13 protein-coding genes are annotated in these 17,429 nt (G+C 37.6%); 8 read left to right on the top strand and 5 right to left on the bottom strand.

All coding sequences use genetic code 11. The annotated features are described in order from the left end of the window. The first annotated feature begins 210 nt into the window (after positions 1–210). The 3 genes from era (at position 211) to GVN22_RS03855 (ending at position 3,769) form a co-directional block, all read left to right on the top strand. Positions 211–1,107, top strand: coding sequence for a GTPase Era (era, locus tag GVN22_RS03865; RefSeq protein ID WP_370520395.1), 897 nt, complete (start codon positions 211–213; stop codon positions 1,105–1,107). 183 nt (positions 1,108–1,290) lie between these two features. Continuing rightward, entirely contained in the window at positions 1,291–2,613 is a 1,323-nt protein-coding gene (gene der / locus GVN22_RS03860) for a ribosome biogenesis GTPase Der (protein ID WP_166549736.1), read from the top strand. 238 nt (positions 2,614–2,851) lie between these two features. Beyond that, positions 2,852–3,769 (top strand): DMT family transporter, encoded by a 918-nt coding sequence (locus GVN22_RS03855; protein WP_166549735.1) that lies wholly within the window; start codon positions 2,852–2,854, stop codon positions 3,767–3,769. 102 nt (positions 3,770–3,871) lie between these two features. Here GVN22_RS03855 and GVN22_RS03850 read toward each other — a convergent pair whose 3' ends face one another. Further along, positions 3,872–4,906, bottom strand: coding sequence for a YCF48-related protein (locus tag GVN22_RS03850; RefSeq protein ID WP_166549734.1), 1,035 nt, complete (start codon positions 4,904–4,906; stop codon positions 3,872–3,874). A gap of 86 nt (positions 4,907–4,992) precedes the next feature. Beyond that, complete coding sequence (locus GVN22_RS03845; protein WP_166549733.1) at positions 4,993–7,389, bottom strand: T9SS type A sorting domain-containing protein; 2,397 nt, start codon at positions 7,387–7,389, stop codon at positions 4,993–4,995. A gap of 671 nt (positions 7,390–8,060) precedes the next feature. Between GVN22_RS03845 and GVN22_RS03840 the strand changes: the two genes are divergently transcribed. Next, positions 8,061–9,719, top strand: coding sequence for a fatty acid--CoA ligase (locus tag GVN22_RS03840; protein WP_205690778.1), 1,659 nt, complete (start codon positions 8,061–8,063; stop codon positions 9,717–9,719). 142 nt (positions 9,720–9,861) lie between these two features. Beyond that, positions 9,862–10,446: a bifunctional precorrin-2 dehydrogenase/sirohydrochlorin ferrochelatase gene (locus tag GVN22_RS03835; RefSeq protein ID WP_166549732.1), complete on the top strand. Its 585-nt coding sequence runs from the start codon at positions 9,862–9,864 to the stop codon at positions 10,444–10,446. A 2-nt stretch (positions 10,447–10,448) separates the two neighbouring features. Here the strand turns inward: GVN22_RS03835 and GVN22_RS03830 are convergent, their stop codons facing one another. Together GVN22_RS03830 and fbaA are read right to left on the bottom strand one after the other, a co-directional pair. Further along, on the bottom strand, positions 10,449–11,210 hold the full coding sequence (locus tag GVN22_RS03830) for a LytTR family DNA-binding domain-containing protein (RefSeq protein WP_166549731.1): 762 nt from the start codon (positions 11,208–11,210) through the stop codon (positions 10,449–10,451). 126 nt (positions 11,211–11,336) lie between these two features. Continuing rightward, positions 11,337–12,419, bottom strand: a complete 1,083-nt coding sequence (gene fbaA, locus GVN22_RS03825; protein ID WP_095160713.1) for a class II fructose-bisphosphate aldolase — start codon at positions 12,417–12,419, stop codon at positions 11,337–11,339. 530 nt (positions 12,420–12,949) lie between these two features. Here fbaA and GVN22_RS03820 point away from each other — a divergent pair. Next, positions 12,950–13,750 carry a serine O-acetyltransferase gene (locus GVN22_RS03820; protein ID WP_166549730.1) on the top strand — a complete coding sequence of 267 codons (801 nt, stop codon included), beginning with the start codon at positions 12,950–12,952 and terminating at the stop codon, positions 13,748–13,750. A gap of 160 nt (positions 13,751–13,910) precedes the next feature. Continuing rightward, positions 13,911–14,795, top strand: a complete 885-nt coding sequence (cysM, locus tag GVN22_RS03815; RefSeq protein ID WP_166549729.1) for a cysteine synthase CysM — start codon at positions 13,911–13,913, stop codon at positions 14,793–14,795. 217 nt (positions 14,796–15,012) lie between these two features. Here cysM and GVN22_RS03810 read toward each other — a convergent pair whose 3' ends face one another. Then, a complete protein-coding gene (locus tag GVN22_RS03810; RefSeq protein ID WP_166549728.1) occupies positions 15,013–15,945 on the bottom strand; it encodes a methylenetetrahydrofolate reductase in 933 nt (310 codons plus the stop codon). Between the two features lie 227 nt (positions 15,946–16,172). Between GVN22_RS03810 and GVN22_RS03805 the strand changes: the two genes are divergently transcribed. Further along, complete coding sequence (locus tag GVN22_RS03805; RefSeq protein ID WP_166549727.1) at positions 16,173–17,405, top strand: RsmB/NOP family class I SAM-dependent RNA methyltransferase; 1,233 nt, start codon at positions 16,173–16,175, stop codon at positions 17,403–17,405. The last annotated feature ends 24 nt before the right edge of the window (positions 17,406–17,429 follow it).

The following is a 17,429-nucleotide window of genomic DNA, read 5'->3' as shown; positions in this document are numbered from 1 at the left end:
GTCTTTTTATTTTTTAATAATTTATCGTTGTCATTCCATAGGGAGCTGTATCGCCCGATACGGTAACTCCCGAGCATCATCAAAACACTCATCTTTAGAGAATTTAGAAAACGGTGGCAAAGCCATCCTAAATCCTAGATAGAGTTTTCTCATCTTGTACGGGACTCCATTAACATGGCAAGGGTAATCGTGGACTAGTTCATGGAACAAATCAATCACAAAGCTGGCTTTGTCAGTATTATTGGCAAACCCAACGTAGGAAAATCTACCTTAATGAATGTTTTGGTAGGTGAGCGTCTATCTATCATCACTTCCAAAGCTCAAACTACTCGCCATCGTATTATGGGGATTTTGAATGGGCAACACAATGGTGTAGATTTTCAATTAGTTTATTCTGACACTCCAGGCATTATTTTGCCTAAATATGAGCTTCACAAATCCATGATGAGTTTTGTGCATAGCTCTTTAGAAGATGCAGACATTATTTTGTTTGTTACGGATATTTTCGAAAAATATGACGAAGATGATGTAATCAACAAATTAGCACGCATCAATCATGTTCCTGTGCTTTTGTTGATCAATAAAATTGATTTAGCTACAGAAGAACAAGTGCAAGAAAAAATCGCTCACTGGCGTGAACGTTTCCCTACGCAAGCAATTATTCCAATCTCAGCACTTGGGCAAAAGAATATCGGCTCTATTTTCGACACTATTGTCAATAGTCTCCCTAATCATCCTCCTTATTTTGAAAAGGATGAGCTAACAGATAAGCCTGAACGCTTCTTTGCTTCGGAAATTATTCGTGAGAAAATTTTCAAAAACTACAAAAAAGAAATCCCCTACTCTTGTGAAGTAGCTATTACGGCATTTAAAGAGGAAGATAATATCATCAGAATTTCATCAGAAATCTACGTCGAGCGTGTCACCCAACGTGCCATTATTATTGGTCACAAAGGAGAATCTATCAAAAAAGTAGGTATTCAAGCTCGTGAGGAACTAGAGAAATTCTTTGGAAAAAAAGTGTTCTTAGAACAATTTGTGAAAGTCGAACCAGAGTGGCGTTCGAAAGCACAAAAGCTCAAGCAGTTTGGTTATAGCCAAGATTAATGAGTAAAAGCAGTCGTGCTACTCTCCTATTAGCTCTTGAAGCATTAAGCTAAGCCTAGTAGGACTTTATTGGCACTTGTGTCATAGTTTATCTTTAACCAGAGGTGCTCCATTTCTAATCACCTTCTTGCGATGACAAGCTCGACAGGATGAATTGGAGAAACAGCTCAAACAAACAAATCAATGTCAAACATTTTAGCGATTGTAGGTCGCCCAAACGTGGGTAAATCTACATTATTCAACCGCCTTATCGAACAAAAGAAGGCGATTATGGACAACGTATCTGGTGTTACTCGTGACCGTCACTATGGTTTTGGCGAGTGGACAGGTAAATACTTTACCGTTATTGATACAGGTGGATACGTGCACGGGTCAGAAGACACATTCGAAGGGGCAATTCGTGAACAAGTAGAATTAGCTATCGAAGAAGCAGATGTGTTATTATTTGTAGTAGATTGTCACACAGGTATTACCGACTTAGACAAAGACTTTGCTAATGTACTACGTCGTTCAAAAAAGCCTGTATATGTTGCAGCCAACAAAGCTGATACCTTCGAAAAAGGTCTAATGGCTTCTGAATTTTATGAATTAGGTTTAAGTGAGCCATTTGCTATTTCGGCAGAAAACGGTTCGGGTACAGGTGACTTGCTTGATGGGATTGTAAGTCATTTTCCAGAAGAAGGTATTGAAAATCCTCACCAAGACATTCCTAAAATTGCTATTGTAGGAAAACCAAACGTAGGAAAATCTTCTTTCTTGAATGCTCTATTAGGTAAACAAAGAAGTATTGTAACTGATATCGCAGGAACAACGCGCGATGCCATTGATAATCACTATACTTTGTATGGAAAAGAGTTTATCATTACAGATACTGCAGGTATTCGTCGCAAGGCAAAAATCGATGATAACTTAGAATACTATTCGATTCTTCGTTCATTGAAAGCAATGGAAGAGTGTGATGTTGCCGTTGTGGTTATTGATGCGACTACTATCGACCCTCTTACTGGTTTGCAGGCACAAGATATGAACATTATTTCGATGGCACACCGTGCAAAAAAAGGAATTGTGTTGATGATCAACAAGTGGGATTTGGTTGAAAAGGATTCAATGACCTCAAAACGCCTTGAGGATGCAATCCGTCAACGTATGGCTCCGCTCAACTATATGCCAATGATTTTTACTTCGGTAAAGGATAAAATACGTATTTTCCAAGCAGTTGAAAAGGTATTGGAGGTTTACGAAAATAAAACAAAACGTATTCCTACTTCTAAGTTGAATGAAGTAATGCTACAGGTAATTGAAAACTATCCTCCTCCAGCATGGAAAGGTAAGTATATCAAAATTAAATATTTGACCCAATTACCAACAAAAGCACCATCTTTTGTATTATTTTGTAACTTACCTCAATATATCAGAGAAAGTTATGAACGCTACTTAGAAAACAAAATGCGTGAGCACTTTGACTTCACTGGTGTACCAATTCAATTATTCTTTAGAAAAAAATAAGGAATTGCCAATCAGCTAAAAATGATTGCTCCTTTAATAAATATGAATATCAATCGTACTATTATCTCGACACTCTGGCTCAACAGTTTTCTGTTGTAGGAAGGTTTGTCATGGGTAAAAGGTACTACTCAAAAGAGTCTTTCTGCATAAGGAAGGCTCTTTTTTGTTTTGCGATAAGCGTAGGAGTCTTTCTTCCATAATTAACCAAATCTCTTATCGCACAAAGCCCTCAAACTCGATGAAAACAAAATCAACCCACAAGTCTAGTTATTTCGCAGGAGTTATTCTTGTCTTTGTAGGTGCAGTAGCTTTTGCTGGCAAAGCCGTATTGGTACGATATAACTATCTACACTATCACGTAGATACTATTTCGCTACTTGCACTTAGAATGCTTTTTTCAGCGCCATTTTATGTAGGCATTCTAGTGTTCAAAAACATAAAAGATACTACAAAGTCAACGCTCAGTAGCAAAGAGTGGATAACAATGGTTTTGATTGGTATTGTTGGGTATTATTTGGCGGCTCTGTTCGATTTTTGGGGGCTAAATTATGTAACAGCTAGTGTTGAGAGATTAATTCTGTTTTTATATCCAACAATTGTAGTAATTGTTTCAGCCATTTTCTTGAAAAAGAAAATCACTAGAATTCAATATTTGGCACTTGTTGTGACATATCTAGGCGTATTTTTTTCCTTTATTCCCGATCTCAAAATTGGGATGCAGAAGGATCTATTATTAGGTTCATTTTTAGTGTTTCTGAGTGCCTTTACTTATGCTTTATACTTAATTGGCAGTGGCGAAATGATTCCTAAAATAGGCTCTTTACGATTTACATGTTATGCCATGTTGATTTCAACAGTGATTGTGATGGGACATTTCTTTTTAACGAATCATGCAAGTTTGTTCTCCTATCCAAAAGAAGCTTATTTACTTTCTTTTGTGATGGCTTTGTTCACTACTGTGATTCCATCGTTTATGATTTCGGATGGCATTAAGAAAATAGGCTCAGGAAATGCTTCTATTATTGGGAGTATTGGCCCTGTTGCCACGATTATCATGGCAAATGTATTTCTTGATGAACCCATTAGTATTTGGCAAATAGGCGGCACGATAATAGTCTTAATAGGAGTATTGATGATTTCTGTAAAAGGTAAGTGATAACTGATAATGATAAAGGAACAAAGTAGTAGAGCTCATATTGATCAAATACGAAGCTTTATACTTTGTCCCTTTATTATTAAGTACCCTGATTTTACTTATCTACTTTAAAAAATCTGTATTCAAGCGTGCAATCATTCCTTTTCCTCCTACTGCCCACACGCTATTTCCAACAATACTGATAGCATGAAATGGAGTTTTATCAATCATAATCCAACTTTTCCCAAAGTCTTTCGAATAGCTTGTGCCTGAAGGTCCAACAGCAATAAGGATTTTCTTTTGAAAAATAGCGACTCCCTCCTTCAATCCAGCAGGATTGGTATTAGCTTCCACCTGCCAAGTTTTGCCTGCATCAGCAGTAACCAATACATTGGGCAAGTCTTTTTCAACTTCCAAATAGTCACCGCCTACGGCCACACCGTGTGTGTTATCCCAAAATCTCATTCCGAATAGACCTGATGCTTTACCTGCAGGTACAGGAGTATCAATCGCTTCCCATGTTTTTCCTTGGTTTAATGTTCTAAATACTCTTGCAATCTCAGCTCCGCCAGTACAGATATAAGCTTGTTTTTTTCCTACTGTAACCATACTGGTACCTGAAGCTGCAAATGCTGCCTCTGTACCTTTATTGGCTGGCAAATCTATTGTGGTTAATTTTTGCCAAGTTTTCCCTGCATCAATTGTTTTGAGTAAATACCAATGTCCATCAATAGGATCGGAGAATACTAATCCTGTTTTTTTATCCCAAAAGTCTATTCCATCAAAGAACACACCCTTTTCTTCTGTTTGGAAAACTAAATTCCAAGTTTGTCCAGCATCCTCAGTACGATAAATTTTCGCGGCACCTTCTGAGGCTTCTCCTGCACTTACAATAATTGCCTCTCTTTCATTAAAGGCATAAATGTCTCTAAAGTCTAATTTCTCCGTGTTAGGCACATTAATTACTTGCCAATTTTGCCCACCATCAATAGTTCTCAACACAGTGCCTTTACTCCCACTGACCCATACGTTTTTATCAGATACAACGTGTACAGTTCTAAAGCTTGCTGTTGTATTGATATTCTGGCGCAACCATTGTGCCTTTGATGATAGATGCAAAAAGGAAAGTAATAGAAAAGTTAGGAATATCTTTCTCATACGGTTTGTTGATTAATGAAGGTTTCTATAAAAAGAAAAGCCCCATCATTATATCAAATGACGGGGCTTTTCTGGAAATATTTTGATTATCTGTTTACAACAAGACGTTTTGTTAATTCAAAGCCATCTGCTTGGAAACGGAACAAATAAGGTCCTTCTGGTTGGTTTCTCAAGTCTACTACCACTTTACCTGTAATAGTTGGAATTGAGCCTGTATAAATCAAACGACCAATCATGTCGTAGATTGAGAAACTTACTTTGTTGTAGTTTTCTAACGTTTCTACTGTAACTAGACCATTACTTGGGTTTGGATAGATTGCTAAACCTTTCAACTCTGGCTCTTCTTTGAAGGTATAAGCCTTAGAATAATCTGTATAACAAACTAAAGTATTTAATGGAGCAGGTACTGAGTAAACCACTTTTCTACGAGCTGAATAGTCACCATAACGGTTAGCTTTGATGCTTTCCTCTACAAATGTTAACACTTCTGAGCCGTATTTCCATTGATAATCTGTACCATCTGGGAAGTTAGTAGCTTTCAATGTAAATGCACCATCTTTTACGATGCTTGCAGCAGAAGCACTAGGGCTTTCTTTAACTGTAACTGTAATAACATTTGAGCGAGCAGAAACACAACCGTTTGCATCTTTAGCTGTTGCAGAATATTGTCCTGATAGTTTTACTGCGTCTAGAACTTTACTTACCAAACCTGTATTCCATGTAACGTCGTTCGAACTAGAAGCTGTCAATCTTACACTATTTTCTTTTGTGTAATCTGTAACATCTCTTGAACAGAAAGTAATTGCACCTTCGGCTGTAACTACTGGAGCGGCAGGAAGTGGTAATACTGTAACTGCTATAGTATCTGATAATGGAGATACACAACCTCTTGGATCAACAACTCTAACAGCGGCTTTAGTAGTTACTTTTACTGTTACTGAGCGGGTGGTATCATTCGTTGTCCATCTAAATCTTGTTGTTTCTCCTGAAGCTAATACCGACGACTCTAATACGATACTTCTATCAGCACAAACTTTTACCAATCCATCACCTTTAACCGCAATTGTTGGTTTAGCAGGCAAAGCGTACACTGTTACACGAATTGCGTCAGAAGTTGGAGACAAGCAATTGTTAGTATCGCGAACAGCTACTGTGTAAGAGCCAGCCTTAGTTACTTTGATAGACTTAGTTATTTCTCCAGAACTCCAAGCGTATTTACTTTGAGTTGATGATGTTAAATTAACACTAAAACCATCACAAAACGCTAATGGTCCATCAGACGAAATTGTAGGTTTTGCAGGAATAGCATAAACTTTTACAATCGTAGTATCTGACGTCGGCGACACGCAACCACTTGTGTCTATTACTTGAACTGCATATTTACCTACGGCATTGATACCTTTCAAGCTAGCTGTTGTTGCACCTGTATTCCATTTGTATTTATAACCTAAGCTAGAAGTCAATGTTAATGTATCACCATTACAAATTCCTGCATTCTTTTTAGATGGAGTAATTGTTGGCTTAGCAGGAACATTAAGTGCTTTCAAGCTGATTGGGTTCGACAATTTTGAGTAACAAGCCTGACGATTTTCGATCGTTTGTACTTGAATTTTTGCAGTCTTATTGAACTTAATTGAGCTTTTGTTACCTAGTGAGTCTTGATAGACACCGTTTACATACCATTTATAGTAAGCAACGTGAGTTGCGCTATCCGACTTCAGAGAAACCACTTTACCTTGGCAAAACAATGAGTCCCCCGTAATAACTGGTTGTTTTTGAATCTCAATAAATAAAACAGTAACGTAGTTACTAGAATATTGAACACCAGCAGGTGTAGGGCAATTACGAGAAATTGCCTTTACATTATAAGTCCCACCCAAGTCTATTTCTATCTGTGGTGTGCCCTGACCTTGAGTATTAGCAGAAGTAACCCCATTAGCACCATTTCTATCCCAGATATAATCAAAGCTAGGGTCAGTTATGGTAGATGCTAAACGAACTGGTTCCTTAGCTTGGCCTTGACATGTCTCGTAATAAGAAAAACTTCCTGTATTAACAGAATACACTTGTGGTCTAGGAGGAATTTTAGCATAAGGAATATTTACTGCTGCTGAAGGTAAGCTGTACACAGAACTCTCTTCACACTTAGCATAATAACTAGTATTGGAGGTAATACGATTTTCAAGGTATGCACCTGTACCAATTTCCGAGTTATTTGAACTATTATACCAGTGAACGGTTCCTGAGTTACAGTTCTCCGCAATTAAGCCTACATAAAGACCTTCATCACTTGGACTAAGCTCGTACCCACATTTGAGTACCTTGTAAGTTGCATAAGGAGCAACAGGCGCTGCTTCCACCAATGCTTTTGGCTTCTTATTGGACAAGACTCCGCCTTCTGTCAATGGCTTAGCCCATGAGGTCACAGAACCTACCACTAATAATGCTAAAGCTAAAAAACTGTTGCGAGTAAGGGTGCTCATAAGTTAACAAGTATTTAAGAAACGATATTAGGTTAAGATTACTCATTGCATGCAAATCGAATTCAAATGAGTAGTGTTTGAATCTTCACAAAGTTGCAATTAAATAGTTAAACACTAAGTAAATTTAAGGGATGGGTGATGATATACCATAGAAAAAAAGGTAAACTTTTTAAACGGTATAATGGCTATTTTCTTCTTTTTCAAGAAGTTTCCCTTCATATTTTCTCAACTGTTTAGCGCTACTCAATTATCTACTGACTGCATAAAAAAAGTATCCCAACCCTTTACACAATGCTTTTAAGTTGATTATGAAATATTTAAGATTTTATTGAAATAATAATCGGCTTCTTTTTTTTGATTTTTACTTAGCTCTTAGGCGCGATGCAATAGATTGGTTTTCGAAATATATCGAATTTTCGACAAACATATAAGAAATAATCAACATTTAATAGTTTAATTTTTCGATAAGCTCCTTTTCAAAGGCAAAAATGATTCATATCATTCTTGCTTATTTCTACTATTACTTAATTCTGCGTAGCTAATTTATTCTTCTAAGGATTCATTTTTTTTGTAGCTGTTAATTCAAATAGTTTTGTATCTTTGAAATAAACATTAACCATTTTATATTTTTTATAAATATTTTAAGTAAAAATGCTTAATTCTATGAAATTATGAAAATTAAGAAACTTCCAGTTGCTTCTCAGGCATTTGACTATCCGTTGTTGATCAAAAGTATTTTGGCTTACTCTACAAAGCTTGAACCTAATCGAGAAATAGTATATCGTGACCTCGCTCGATATAATTATATCACACTCAACCAACGGGTAGCGCAACTAGCAAATGTACTTTCTTCGGCAGGAATGGATGGTGCTACAACTGTAGCTGTTTTGGACTATGACTCACACCGATATTTGGAGTGTTTTTTTGGCATTCCGATGACAGGAAATGTACTACATACTATCAACTGGCGATTGTCTGCCGCCCAAATATTGTATACTATTAATCATGCTGAAGATGCTCTTATTATTTGTCATCTTGACTTTTTACCTTTGTTAGAATCTTTAGCTTCTGAGCTTACAACAGTAAAGGGGGTGATTGTATGTACTGATGGTCAAATGATGCCACAGAGTGACAAATTGACTATTTTGGGTGAATATGAGACCTTACTATTGCAGGCATCTACTGATTTTCAATTTCAAGATTTCGATGAAAATGCTGTAGCAACTACATTTTATACCACTGGCACAACGGGCAATCCTAAAGGCGTATTTTTTACGCATCGCCAACTTGTATTGCATACGCTTGCTTTGTGTTTTACCTTTGGAACAGTAGATGGCACGTGCAGATTCAATAGCTCCGATGTTTATATGCCTTTGACGCCTATGTTTCATGTGCATGCATGGGGCTTTCCTTATGTTGCAACTATGGCTGGAGCCAAACAAGTATATATTGGGAAATTTGAACCAGAGGTTGTCTTAAAATGCTTTGTGAAAGAGCAACCTACTTTTTCGCATTGCGTACCTACCATCTTACAAATGTTTGTGTCGCACCCAGCCACCCAACAAATTGACTTATCTAAATGGAAAGTTGTGATTGGAGGCTCTGCTCTACCAAAAGCGCTAGCAAAAGCAGCACTACAACGGGGTGTAGATGTTATTACAGGATATGGAATGTCAGAAACCTGTCCAATTTTGTCTACTGTTTATCTGAACGCTGTAGATAAAATGAACCCAGATTTAGATTTTCAAGTAGAGGCACGTACCCGTACTGGCACTCCTTCTGTACTAGTTGATTTAAGACTTATAGACTCAGAGGGGCAAATTATAGAATCCAATGGTGAAGATATTGGAGAGATTACGGTACGAACGCCGTGGCTGACGCAAGGATATTATAAAGATGCTGAAAAATCTGAGGAGCTCTGGCGAGATGGTTGGTTGCATACAGGTGATGTGGCTTCTCTTAATGAAAATTATTCACTCAAAATCAGTGATCGCATCAAGGATGTGATTAAGTCTGGTGGAGAATGGGTAAGTTCTATAGATTTAGAAAATATGATTGGTACGCTTGAGGCTGTTCAAGAAGTAGCCGTGGTAGGTATCCCAGACGAAAAATGGGGTGAAAGACCTTATGCGCTCATTGTTCTAAAAGAAGGAAAAAGTCTCAGTAAAGAAGAGCTCAAATCACACATGAAGCAATTTGTTGAGGCAGGTAAAATAACTCCTTGGACGATTCCTGACGCCATTAATTTTACGACAATGATTCCAAAAACCTCTGTAGGGAAAATCGATAAAAAAGCTATTCGTGCAACGGTTGATACGATTTTGACCTAAATTGGTTCAAAAATGTTTTATATAAATGCTTGATTACGTAAACCTTGTTGGGCTTCCCGACGAGGTTTTTTGTTTGTTTTCAGACAGATTTCAAACATTTTTATAGAACTTCGTCTTACCAAGAGACAATCACTCCAAAATTATGGCACAAAACGACTTATTTCCTATTTTCTTAAAACTTAATACGCTCGACGTACTGTTGGTTGGCGGCGGCAATGTTGGCCTTGAAAAGATTTCGGCTATGTTACAAAATAGCCCCGAAGCCCGCATCACCGTTGTGGCGCCTATGATATTGGATAGCTTGAGGGAGTATATCCACAATTTTGAACAGGTTCAAATTATTGAAAGAGAATTTCAAGAACAAGACCTAGACGACAAGGATTTGGTAATTCTAGCAACCGACAATCCACAATTACACGCTGATATAAAAGCTATCACAAAACAAAGAAGAATCTTATGTAATGTGGCTGATACCCCGCATTTGTGTGATTTCTACCTTGGCTCTATTGTTCAAAAAGGGGATTTAAAAATTGCTATTTCTACTAATGGAAAATCTCCAACCATGGCCAAGCGTATTCGAGAGTTTTTGGATGACATTATCCCTGATAATATTCAAAACTTGCTAGATAATCTTCGTGAAATACGAAAATCAATACAAGGAGATTTTCAGGAAAAAATCCGAGTGCTCAACGAAGTGACTGCATCGCTAGTCGAGAAGAAAAAATAGTTTTAGAGAAAATCAAAATAACGCATAAAGTCGTCTTTATAATTTCGACCTAAAGGAATCGTGTGTTTTCCCATGATGATTTCATGGTCGTTAAAAGACTCTATTTGATCGATATTGATAGCAAACGAGCGATGCGTGCGAACTAGTTTGTCGAAATTTATACGTTCTAAAACACCATTTAAAGTCAAACGTAAGGTGTATTTCTTTGAACTTGTAATAATATGTACATAGTTGTTGTCTGATTCTAGGTACAAAATTTCACTCAGTTTGACTTTATTAAACTGATAGCTTTGTTTGATAAAGATGAAATTATCGATTTGTAAAATCGACTCACGTGTCGCATTAGGCTCTTTCGTGACTATATTCAAAGCCTTCACATTTGAAGTCTCATCTTTTGCTTTAGCAAAATTATGAATAGCTAAATCTATTGAAATTCGCAAAGCGACATTGCTAATGGGTTTTGTCAAATAAGCAGAGGGAGAGGTTTCTTTGGCTCTCTCTAGGGTTTCATCATCTGTCTGGCCCGACAAATAGATAAAGGGAACTAACTTAATTTGTTTCAAATGTTGTGCCGTAACAATGCCATCCCAACTACCTTTTAATTGAATATCGAGTAAAACCAAATCCACTTCATTGGCTTTAAATAAAGCTAATGCGTCTTTTCCGTTATCAGCTACCTCTAGTACATCATATCCTTCGGCTTCAAGTCTAGCAGCGAGGTCCATTCCTACAATAGCTTCATCCTCTACGATTAAAATGGTCATAATTCTTAATTTCTATAGTATTTCGGTATGTTTAGTAGGTAACAAAATTGATTGCATTAATTGATAAAACAAAAGCCGTTCAATAAATCCTATTGAACGGCTTCGAACTTATGTTATATTGTATGACTACAAGTACTTGTTAACATCTACAGAGTTAAGATCTTCGAATGCCAATTTCAAGCGGCTAACGAAAGTTTCTTCTCCTTTACGCAACCATACACGTGGGTCATAGTATTTCTTGTTTGGAGAATCTTCACCTGTTGGGTTACCAATTTGTCCTTGCAAGTATCCTTCTTTCTCTTTGTAGAAGTTCAAGATACCTTCCCAGAATGCCCATTGCAAGTCTGTATCGATATTCATTTTGATAGCACCGTAAGAGATTGCTTCACGGATTTCTTCACGAGAAGAACCAGAACCACCGTGGAATACAAAGTTGATTGGCTTCTCAGCTTCCAAACCGTATTTCTCTTTGATAAACTCTTGAGAGTTGTGTAAGATTACTGGAGATAATTTCACGTTACCTGGCTTATATACACCATGTACGTTACCAAATGCAGCAGCAATAGTGAAACGGTGAGAAATTTTGCTCAATTCTTCGTAAGCATAAGCTACTTCAGAAGGTTGAGTATATAATTTAGATGAATCAACGTCTGAGTTGTCAACGCCATCTTCTTCGCCACCAGTTACGCCCAACTCAATTTCAAGAGTCATACCTAACTTAGCCATTCTTTCAAGATATTTTGCACAGATTTCGATGTTTTCGTGCAAAGGCTCTTCAGAAAGGTCAATCATGTGTGAAGAGAAAAGTGGCTTACCATATTGTGCATAGAATTTTTCACCTGCATCCAAAAGACCGTCTAACCAAGGCAACAATTTTTTTGCACAGTGGTCTGTGTGTAAGATTACTTGCACGCCATACGCTTCGGCCAATTGGTGTACGTGATGAGCTCCAGAGATTGCACCAGCAATAGATGCTTCTTGTTTGCCATTTGGTAAAGATTTACCAGCATAGAACTGAGCACCACCGTTTGAGAACTGGATGATTACAGGAGAATTAACAGCTTTTGCAGCTTCTAATACACCATTAACAGTGTCTGTACCTGTTACGTTAACAGCTGGTAATGCAAATTGATGTTTTTTGGCAACTTCGAAGAGTTCTTGCACTGCATCTCCATGCAATACACCTTTTTGAGTAGCTAAACTTGACATAGTGAAATTTTTTCTTGTTAAAAACGTACCATACCTAATTTTTCAATCAGATAGTAGTCAAAATTAATAATTTTTCCTTGCTTTTTGACAAAAACACAAAATATAATTTGGCAACAACAATAAAGTAGCTAATTTGAACATATAGCTATTGGAGCGTTTCTAAAAATGATTTTCACCCCAGTAACTAGCTGTATTTCAACAACAAACTCATTCTATACTAGCCAATTATCAGGAAGCTTTTTATAACAAGCGTTTATTTGTCAATCGAAGATTTAGGAACTTATCTTCTTGAGATTATTTCACAAAAATACGAATCTATTTGGCATTATTATCGTTAAAATAACATTGATATTTGAATGACCTGACACATTTTACTATTCCATCTAATGGATTTATTCTTAGAATGTCCTAAGGCTGTAAAGCAATAACCAAGTTTATTAGTAGGATATTCGTTAGTCTAGGTGCAATTACCTAATTTTGTCTCATAATTTCTCAATGATTAATAGACGTTTACCAAACGTTCAGCTTACATGTTACCAAAAGACTTTTTAGAGGCATTAAGCCAAAAACATACTAAATCCAATACCTTCCCTTCTACGTCGGCGGTCAAAGAGTTGTTTACCGATATAATGCTCACGCTTTTCCCAGAGCAAACCCAAAGACATTATGGTTGTTTGGATGAACTTCAAGAAGCTTTTGACCAAATTGAGCTACGACTTACACGTTTATTGCGCTCTATGCAAAAGCATCTTGATGAAGATGCTCGTATTTTGGCGTCTAACTACATTCAAAATCTTCCAGAAATTTATCGGGTTCTGCTAACAGATATTCAGGCTACTTTGCTAGGTGATCCAGCCGCTCAAAGTGAATACGAAGTAATTAGAGCTTATCCAGGCTTTTATGCAATTGCTTTTTATCGTTTGGCGCATGCACTTTACGAAATGAATGTACCTATGCTTCCTCGTATTTTAACAGAGTATGCGCATTCTAAAACAGGGATTGACATTCACCCTGGCGCTGATATCGACGAATATTTTATGATAGATCATGGCACTGGTGTGGTGGTTGGCGAAACAACAACTATCGGAAAACACGTCAAATTGTATCAAGGCGTCACTTTAGGAGCACTGTCTGTCAGTAAAGAAATGGCATCGCTCAAACGCCATCCGACAATCGAAGACCATGTTGTGATTTATTCGGGAGCGACTATCTTAGGTGGTGAAACAGTCGTAGGTGCTCATTCGATTATTGGGGGTAATGTATGGCTCACCAGAAGCGTACCTCCACAAACAAAAATTTACCATCAAGAACAAGTAAAGATATTGAATTAAGCATTAGGCTACGAGCTGTAGACATACAGAAACTCTTCTTGTCTTTTAAAATAACCTTTCTGTCAAGTACTTAGAAACTATTCAAATTGCTACTCTAATAGTTTTGCTTATCCTAGCATATTAGAATCACCTAGCAATTGGCTCATATAAAATACAAATTATGGCAACACTTTTGGATTTGGTGGGAAACACCCCGCTGGTTGAACTGAACCGTATTAATCCTAATCCTAATGTAAAAATCTTAGGAAAATTAGAAGGAAACAATCCCGGAGGATCTGTTAAAGACCGTGCGGCTTATGGTATGATTAAAGGTGCTTTGGAAAGAGGGGAAATCACACCGGGTATTAAACTCATCGAAGCTACTTCTGGTAACACTGGTATTGCACTAGCAATGATTGCTCGTCTTTTTGACATTGATATAGAGTTGGTAATGCCCGAAAACTCTACTCGTGAGCGAGTATTGACGATGGAAGCATTTGGGGCGAAAGTCACACTTACATCAGCATCAGAGGGTATCGAAGGTTCTCGCGACTATGCAGAAGCACAGGTAGCTAAAGGAGGCTTTTTGATGTTGAATCAATTTGCCAACCCAGACAATTACATGGCGCATTATCACAGTACTGGTCCTGAAATCTGGCGTGATACCAACCAAACTGTAACGCACTTTGTAAGCTCAATGGGGACGACTGGTACGATTATGGGTACTTCTAAATTTTTGAAGGAAGTAAATCCTGCTATCCAAATTGTGGGCTGTCAACCTACAGAAGGCTCAAAAATCCCAGGCATACGTCGTTGGCCTGAAGAGTATCTCCCTAAAATTTATGACCCAAGTCGTGTAGACCGTGTGATGGATATTTCAGAAGATGAAGCTCGTGCGATGGCCAATACTTTAGCAAAAGTGGAAGGTGTTTTTGGAGGAATGAGTAGCGGTGGCGCAGCTTCAGCAGCAGTACGCTTGGCACAAGAACTTGAATCAGGCGTAATTGTATGTATTATCTGCGACCGTGGCGACAGATATTTGTCGAGTGACCTTTTTGGTGCGTAAAACCCGAATTTAATTGAGTGGTTGAGTGAATTAGTGACTATGTTATCTATAGAGATGCAAAGCAATGCGTCTAAAGATATAGCATCATAGATTTTGGTATTAAAATTTTCTTACTATTTCATCAAAAAAGCGGTCGGAAATTGTTTTTCGACCGCTTTTTTTGATCTGACTTGGCTTGAGACGTAAAATATTACGTCTCTACTGTTGGCATCAACTATTATTTACGTAAACCTTCCGCTTTTAGCATCTCTCCTATTTGGTTTACCATAGCAATTGATGCTTCGATTTCTTCTTTACGAATTGCTACACTTTCAATATTAAAACCTACTGGTACTCCTAGCTGAACACCGTATTTAATGAGTTCTTCAGCAATCGTAATACATACTTCTACTGATCTATTTAATATATTTTCTGAAGTCTTAAATTCTTCTTTGAGTTCCTCTGGAATATGTATGCCGAGCCATTCCATAAAATGGAGTGTTTTTACCGAGCCACAAGCAGTCAATGTAAATATAATTGTTGGAATCTCTTGTTTTTTTACTTGACACGCTTGAACTAAAGCATCTAACATCGCTTTGGCATAATCTACATTAAATACACATTGTGATACAAAATAGCTTACACCCGACGATACTTTATCTAAAATACGTTGGTCTTCATCCTTCAATACCGCATGACGTTCAGGAATCGTTACGGCACCAATGACCGATTGGTCTTGATATTGTCTCCAAACACTATAAGCTTCTGGTAAACTGGTAACAGGTACAAAATCTGGAGAAGGCACTCCTACAAACACAGGTGAAAAACCATGAGCTACGACATCACTCAACCAAACATTTAATTCTTCTTTGGTAAATTTTCCTGCTGGACGATAAATGATTTTGGGTACTTGTAGAGAGGATAAATGATTTTTGGCAAACTCAAAAGGGTCATGAGCACTAATAAATGGAAATGGGCGCTCTTCGCTTGTACGAGCCGACTCATCTTGTACATCGTATACCACCAAGGCATCAATATCAAGATTATGTAATCGAGCTAACGTTTTTTCAGCAATTTCTACTACTTTTTCTGGACCAACCTGCGCTTTGGGAGGCGTAATTCCATACAATAAGATACCAGACTCTTTTGATTTGATTTTATCTAAAAACATAAATTTTTTACGAGATTGTGTAATCGGTTAACAGGATTACGTGGTAAGGGATAAGCATTTAGCGAATCGGGCTACAAAGGTAGCAGGAAGATTTGTGATTATAGAATCAAAACGTAAGGTTTTCTTGAGAATTGATAATGAATGAAATATACACTCTATGATTCTTTATCCTTTCCAAACTCCTAAAAAATTCGGAACTTTGTGGTTTCATACAAAAATACAATCACATGAGAATACATCGCCCTTTGGCAGATGCCGTTGTTGGGACTTTACAAGAAATCTTTTTGAATAAACGTCAAGCAGACCGTGCTATAGAATATGTACTAAAATCAAACCGTAAATGGGGAAGCCGTGACCGTGGGTTCATTGCCGAAAACACTTACGAAATCGTTCGCTGGTGGCGTATGCTCCATTTTGTGATTGAAGCACCAGAATCACTAAATAAATATCACTTCTGGCAAGCATTTGGGGCTTGGCAATTGCTCAAAGCCAAACATGCTAATTCTGATGAGGCACTCTTCAGATTACCTGATTGGGTTGAGTTTTCGAAAGTAAATACTAACCGTATTTTTAGTCGCTACGAAGAAGCAAAAAATATTCGTAAAATAATCGAATCTGTTCCAGATTGGTTAGATGCCCTTGGTGAAGCAGAACTAGGCACTGAGAAATGGAATAAAGAGATTCACGCACTAAATCAGCAAGCGCCTGTTATTTTACGTGTTAATTCTCTTAAGTCAAATCGTGAACATGTAGCAGATTTGTTAGGTGATGAGGATATTAATGCAGATTACAACAATGAATTACCCGATGGACTTATCCTTGAAGGTCGCCCAAGTGTATTCAAAACATCTATGTTTAAGGATGGTTTTTTTGAAGTACAAGATGCTGCCTCACAATTGGTAGCTCCTATGTTGGACGTAAAAGCTGGTATGCGTGTGATTGACGCATGCGCTGGAGCAGGTGGTAAAACCTTGCATATCGCAGCTTTAATGGAAAACAAAGGGCGTATTATTGCGATGGATGTAGAAGAGCGTAAACTTCAAGAACTACAAAAACGTGCCCGTCGTGCTGGAGCCATGAATCTTGAAACACGTTTGATTGAGCCTAAAACAATCAAGCGTTTACAAGAAAGTGCAGACCGTTTGTTGCTAGATGTTCCATGTTCGGGCTTAGGTGTGATTCGTCGTAACCCAGATGCTAAATGGAAACTCACTCCAGAATTTATCGAAAACCTCCGCACGATTCAATATACTATCTTGACGCAATATTCGTCTATGTTGAAAAAGGGTGGAAAAATGGTTTTTGCTACATGTAGTTTATTACCTTCTGAAAGTGAAGACCATGTACGTCGTTTCTTAGCAGAACAAGGCGAACAATGGGAATTATTAGAAGAACGTCGTACTTCTCCTGCTGAGGATGGATACGATGGTTTTTATATGGCTTGTTTGCAGAGAAAATAGTAATATCCCAAAAAATATGAGTCA

It is taken from the genome of Cellulophaga sp. BC115SP (genome assembly GCF_009905545.1).
Classification (GTDB): Bacteria; Bacteroidota; Bacteroidia; order Cytophagales; family Spirosomataceae; genus Flectobacillus; species Flectobacillus rivi.
This window is presented reverse-complemented; position numbering and strand designations above follow the sequence as displayed.

Coding starts and splice junctions, on each gene's coding strand:
- fbaA (WP_095160713.1), bottom strand. CDS start 12,419: ATGTCAAGTTTAGCTACTCAAAAAGGTGTATTGCATGGAGATGCAGTG.
- GVN22_RS03845 (WP_166549733.1), bottom strand. CDS start 7,389: ATGAGCACCCTTACTCGCAACAGTTTTTTAGCTTTAGCATTATTAGTG.
- GVN22_RS03835 (WP_166549732.1), top strand. CDS start 9,862: ATGGCACAAAACGACTTATTTCCTATTTTCTTAAAACTTAATACGCTC.
- cysM (WP_166549729.1), top strand. CDS start 13,911: ATGGCAACACTTTTGGATTTGGTGGGAAACACCCCGCTGGTTGAACTG.
- GVN22_RS03840 (WP_205690778.1), top strand. CDS start 8,061: ATGAAAATTAAGAAACTTCCAGTTGCTTCTCAGGCATTTGACTATCCG.
- GVN22_RS03850 (WP_166549734.1), bottom strand. CDS start 4,906: ATGAGAAAGATATTCCTAACTTTTCTATTACTTTCCTTTTTGCATCTA.
- der (WP_166549736.1), top strand. CDS start 1,291: ATGTCAAACATTTTAGCGATTGTAGGTCGCCCAAACGTGGGTAAATCT.
- GVN22_RS03805 (WP_166549727.1), top strand. CDS start 16,173: ATGAGAATACATCGCCCTTTGGCAGATGCCGTTGTTGGGACTTTACAA.
- GVN22_RS03830 (WP_166549731.1), bottom strand. CDS start 11,210: ATGACCATTTTAATCGTAGAGGATGAAGCTATTGTAGGAATGGACCTC.
- GVN22_RS03810 (WP_166549728.1), bottom strand. CDS start 15,945: ATGTTTTTAGATAAAATCAAATCAAAAGAGTCTGGTATCTTATTGTAT.
- GVN22_RS03820 (WP_166549730.1), top strand. CDS start 12,950: ATGTTACCAAAAGACTTTTTAGAGGCATTAAGCCAAAAACATACTAAA.
- GVN22_RS03855 (WP_166549735.1), top strand. CDS start 2,852: ATGAAAACAAAATCAACCCACAAGTCTAGTTATTTCGCAGGAGTTATT.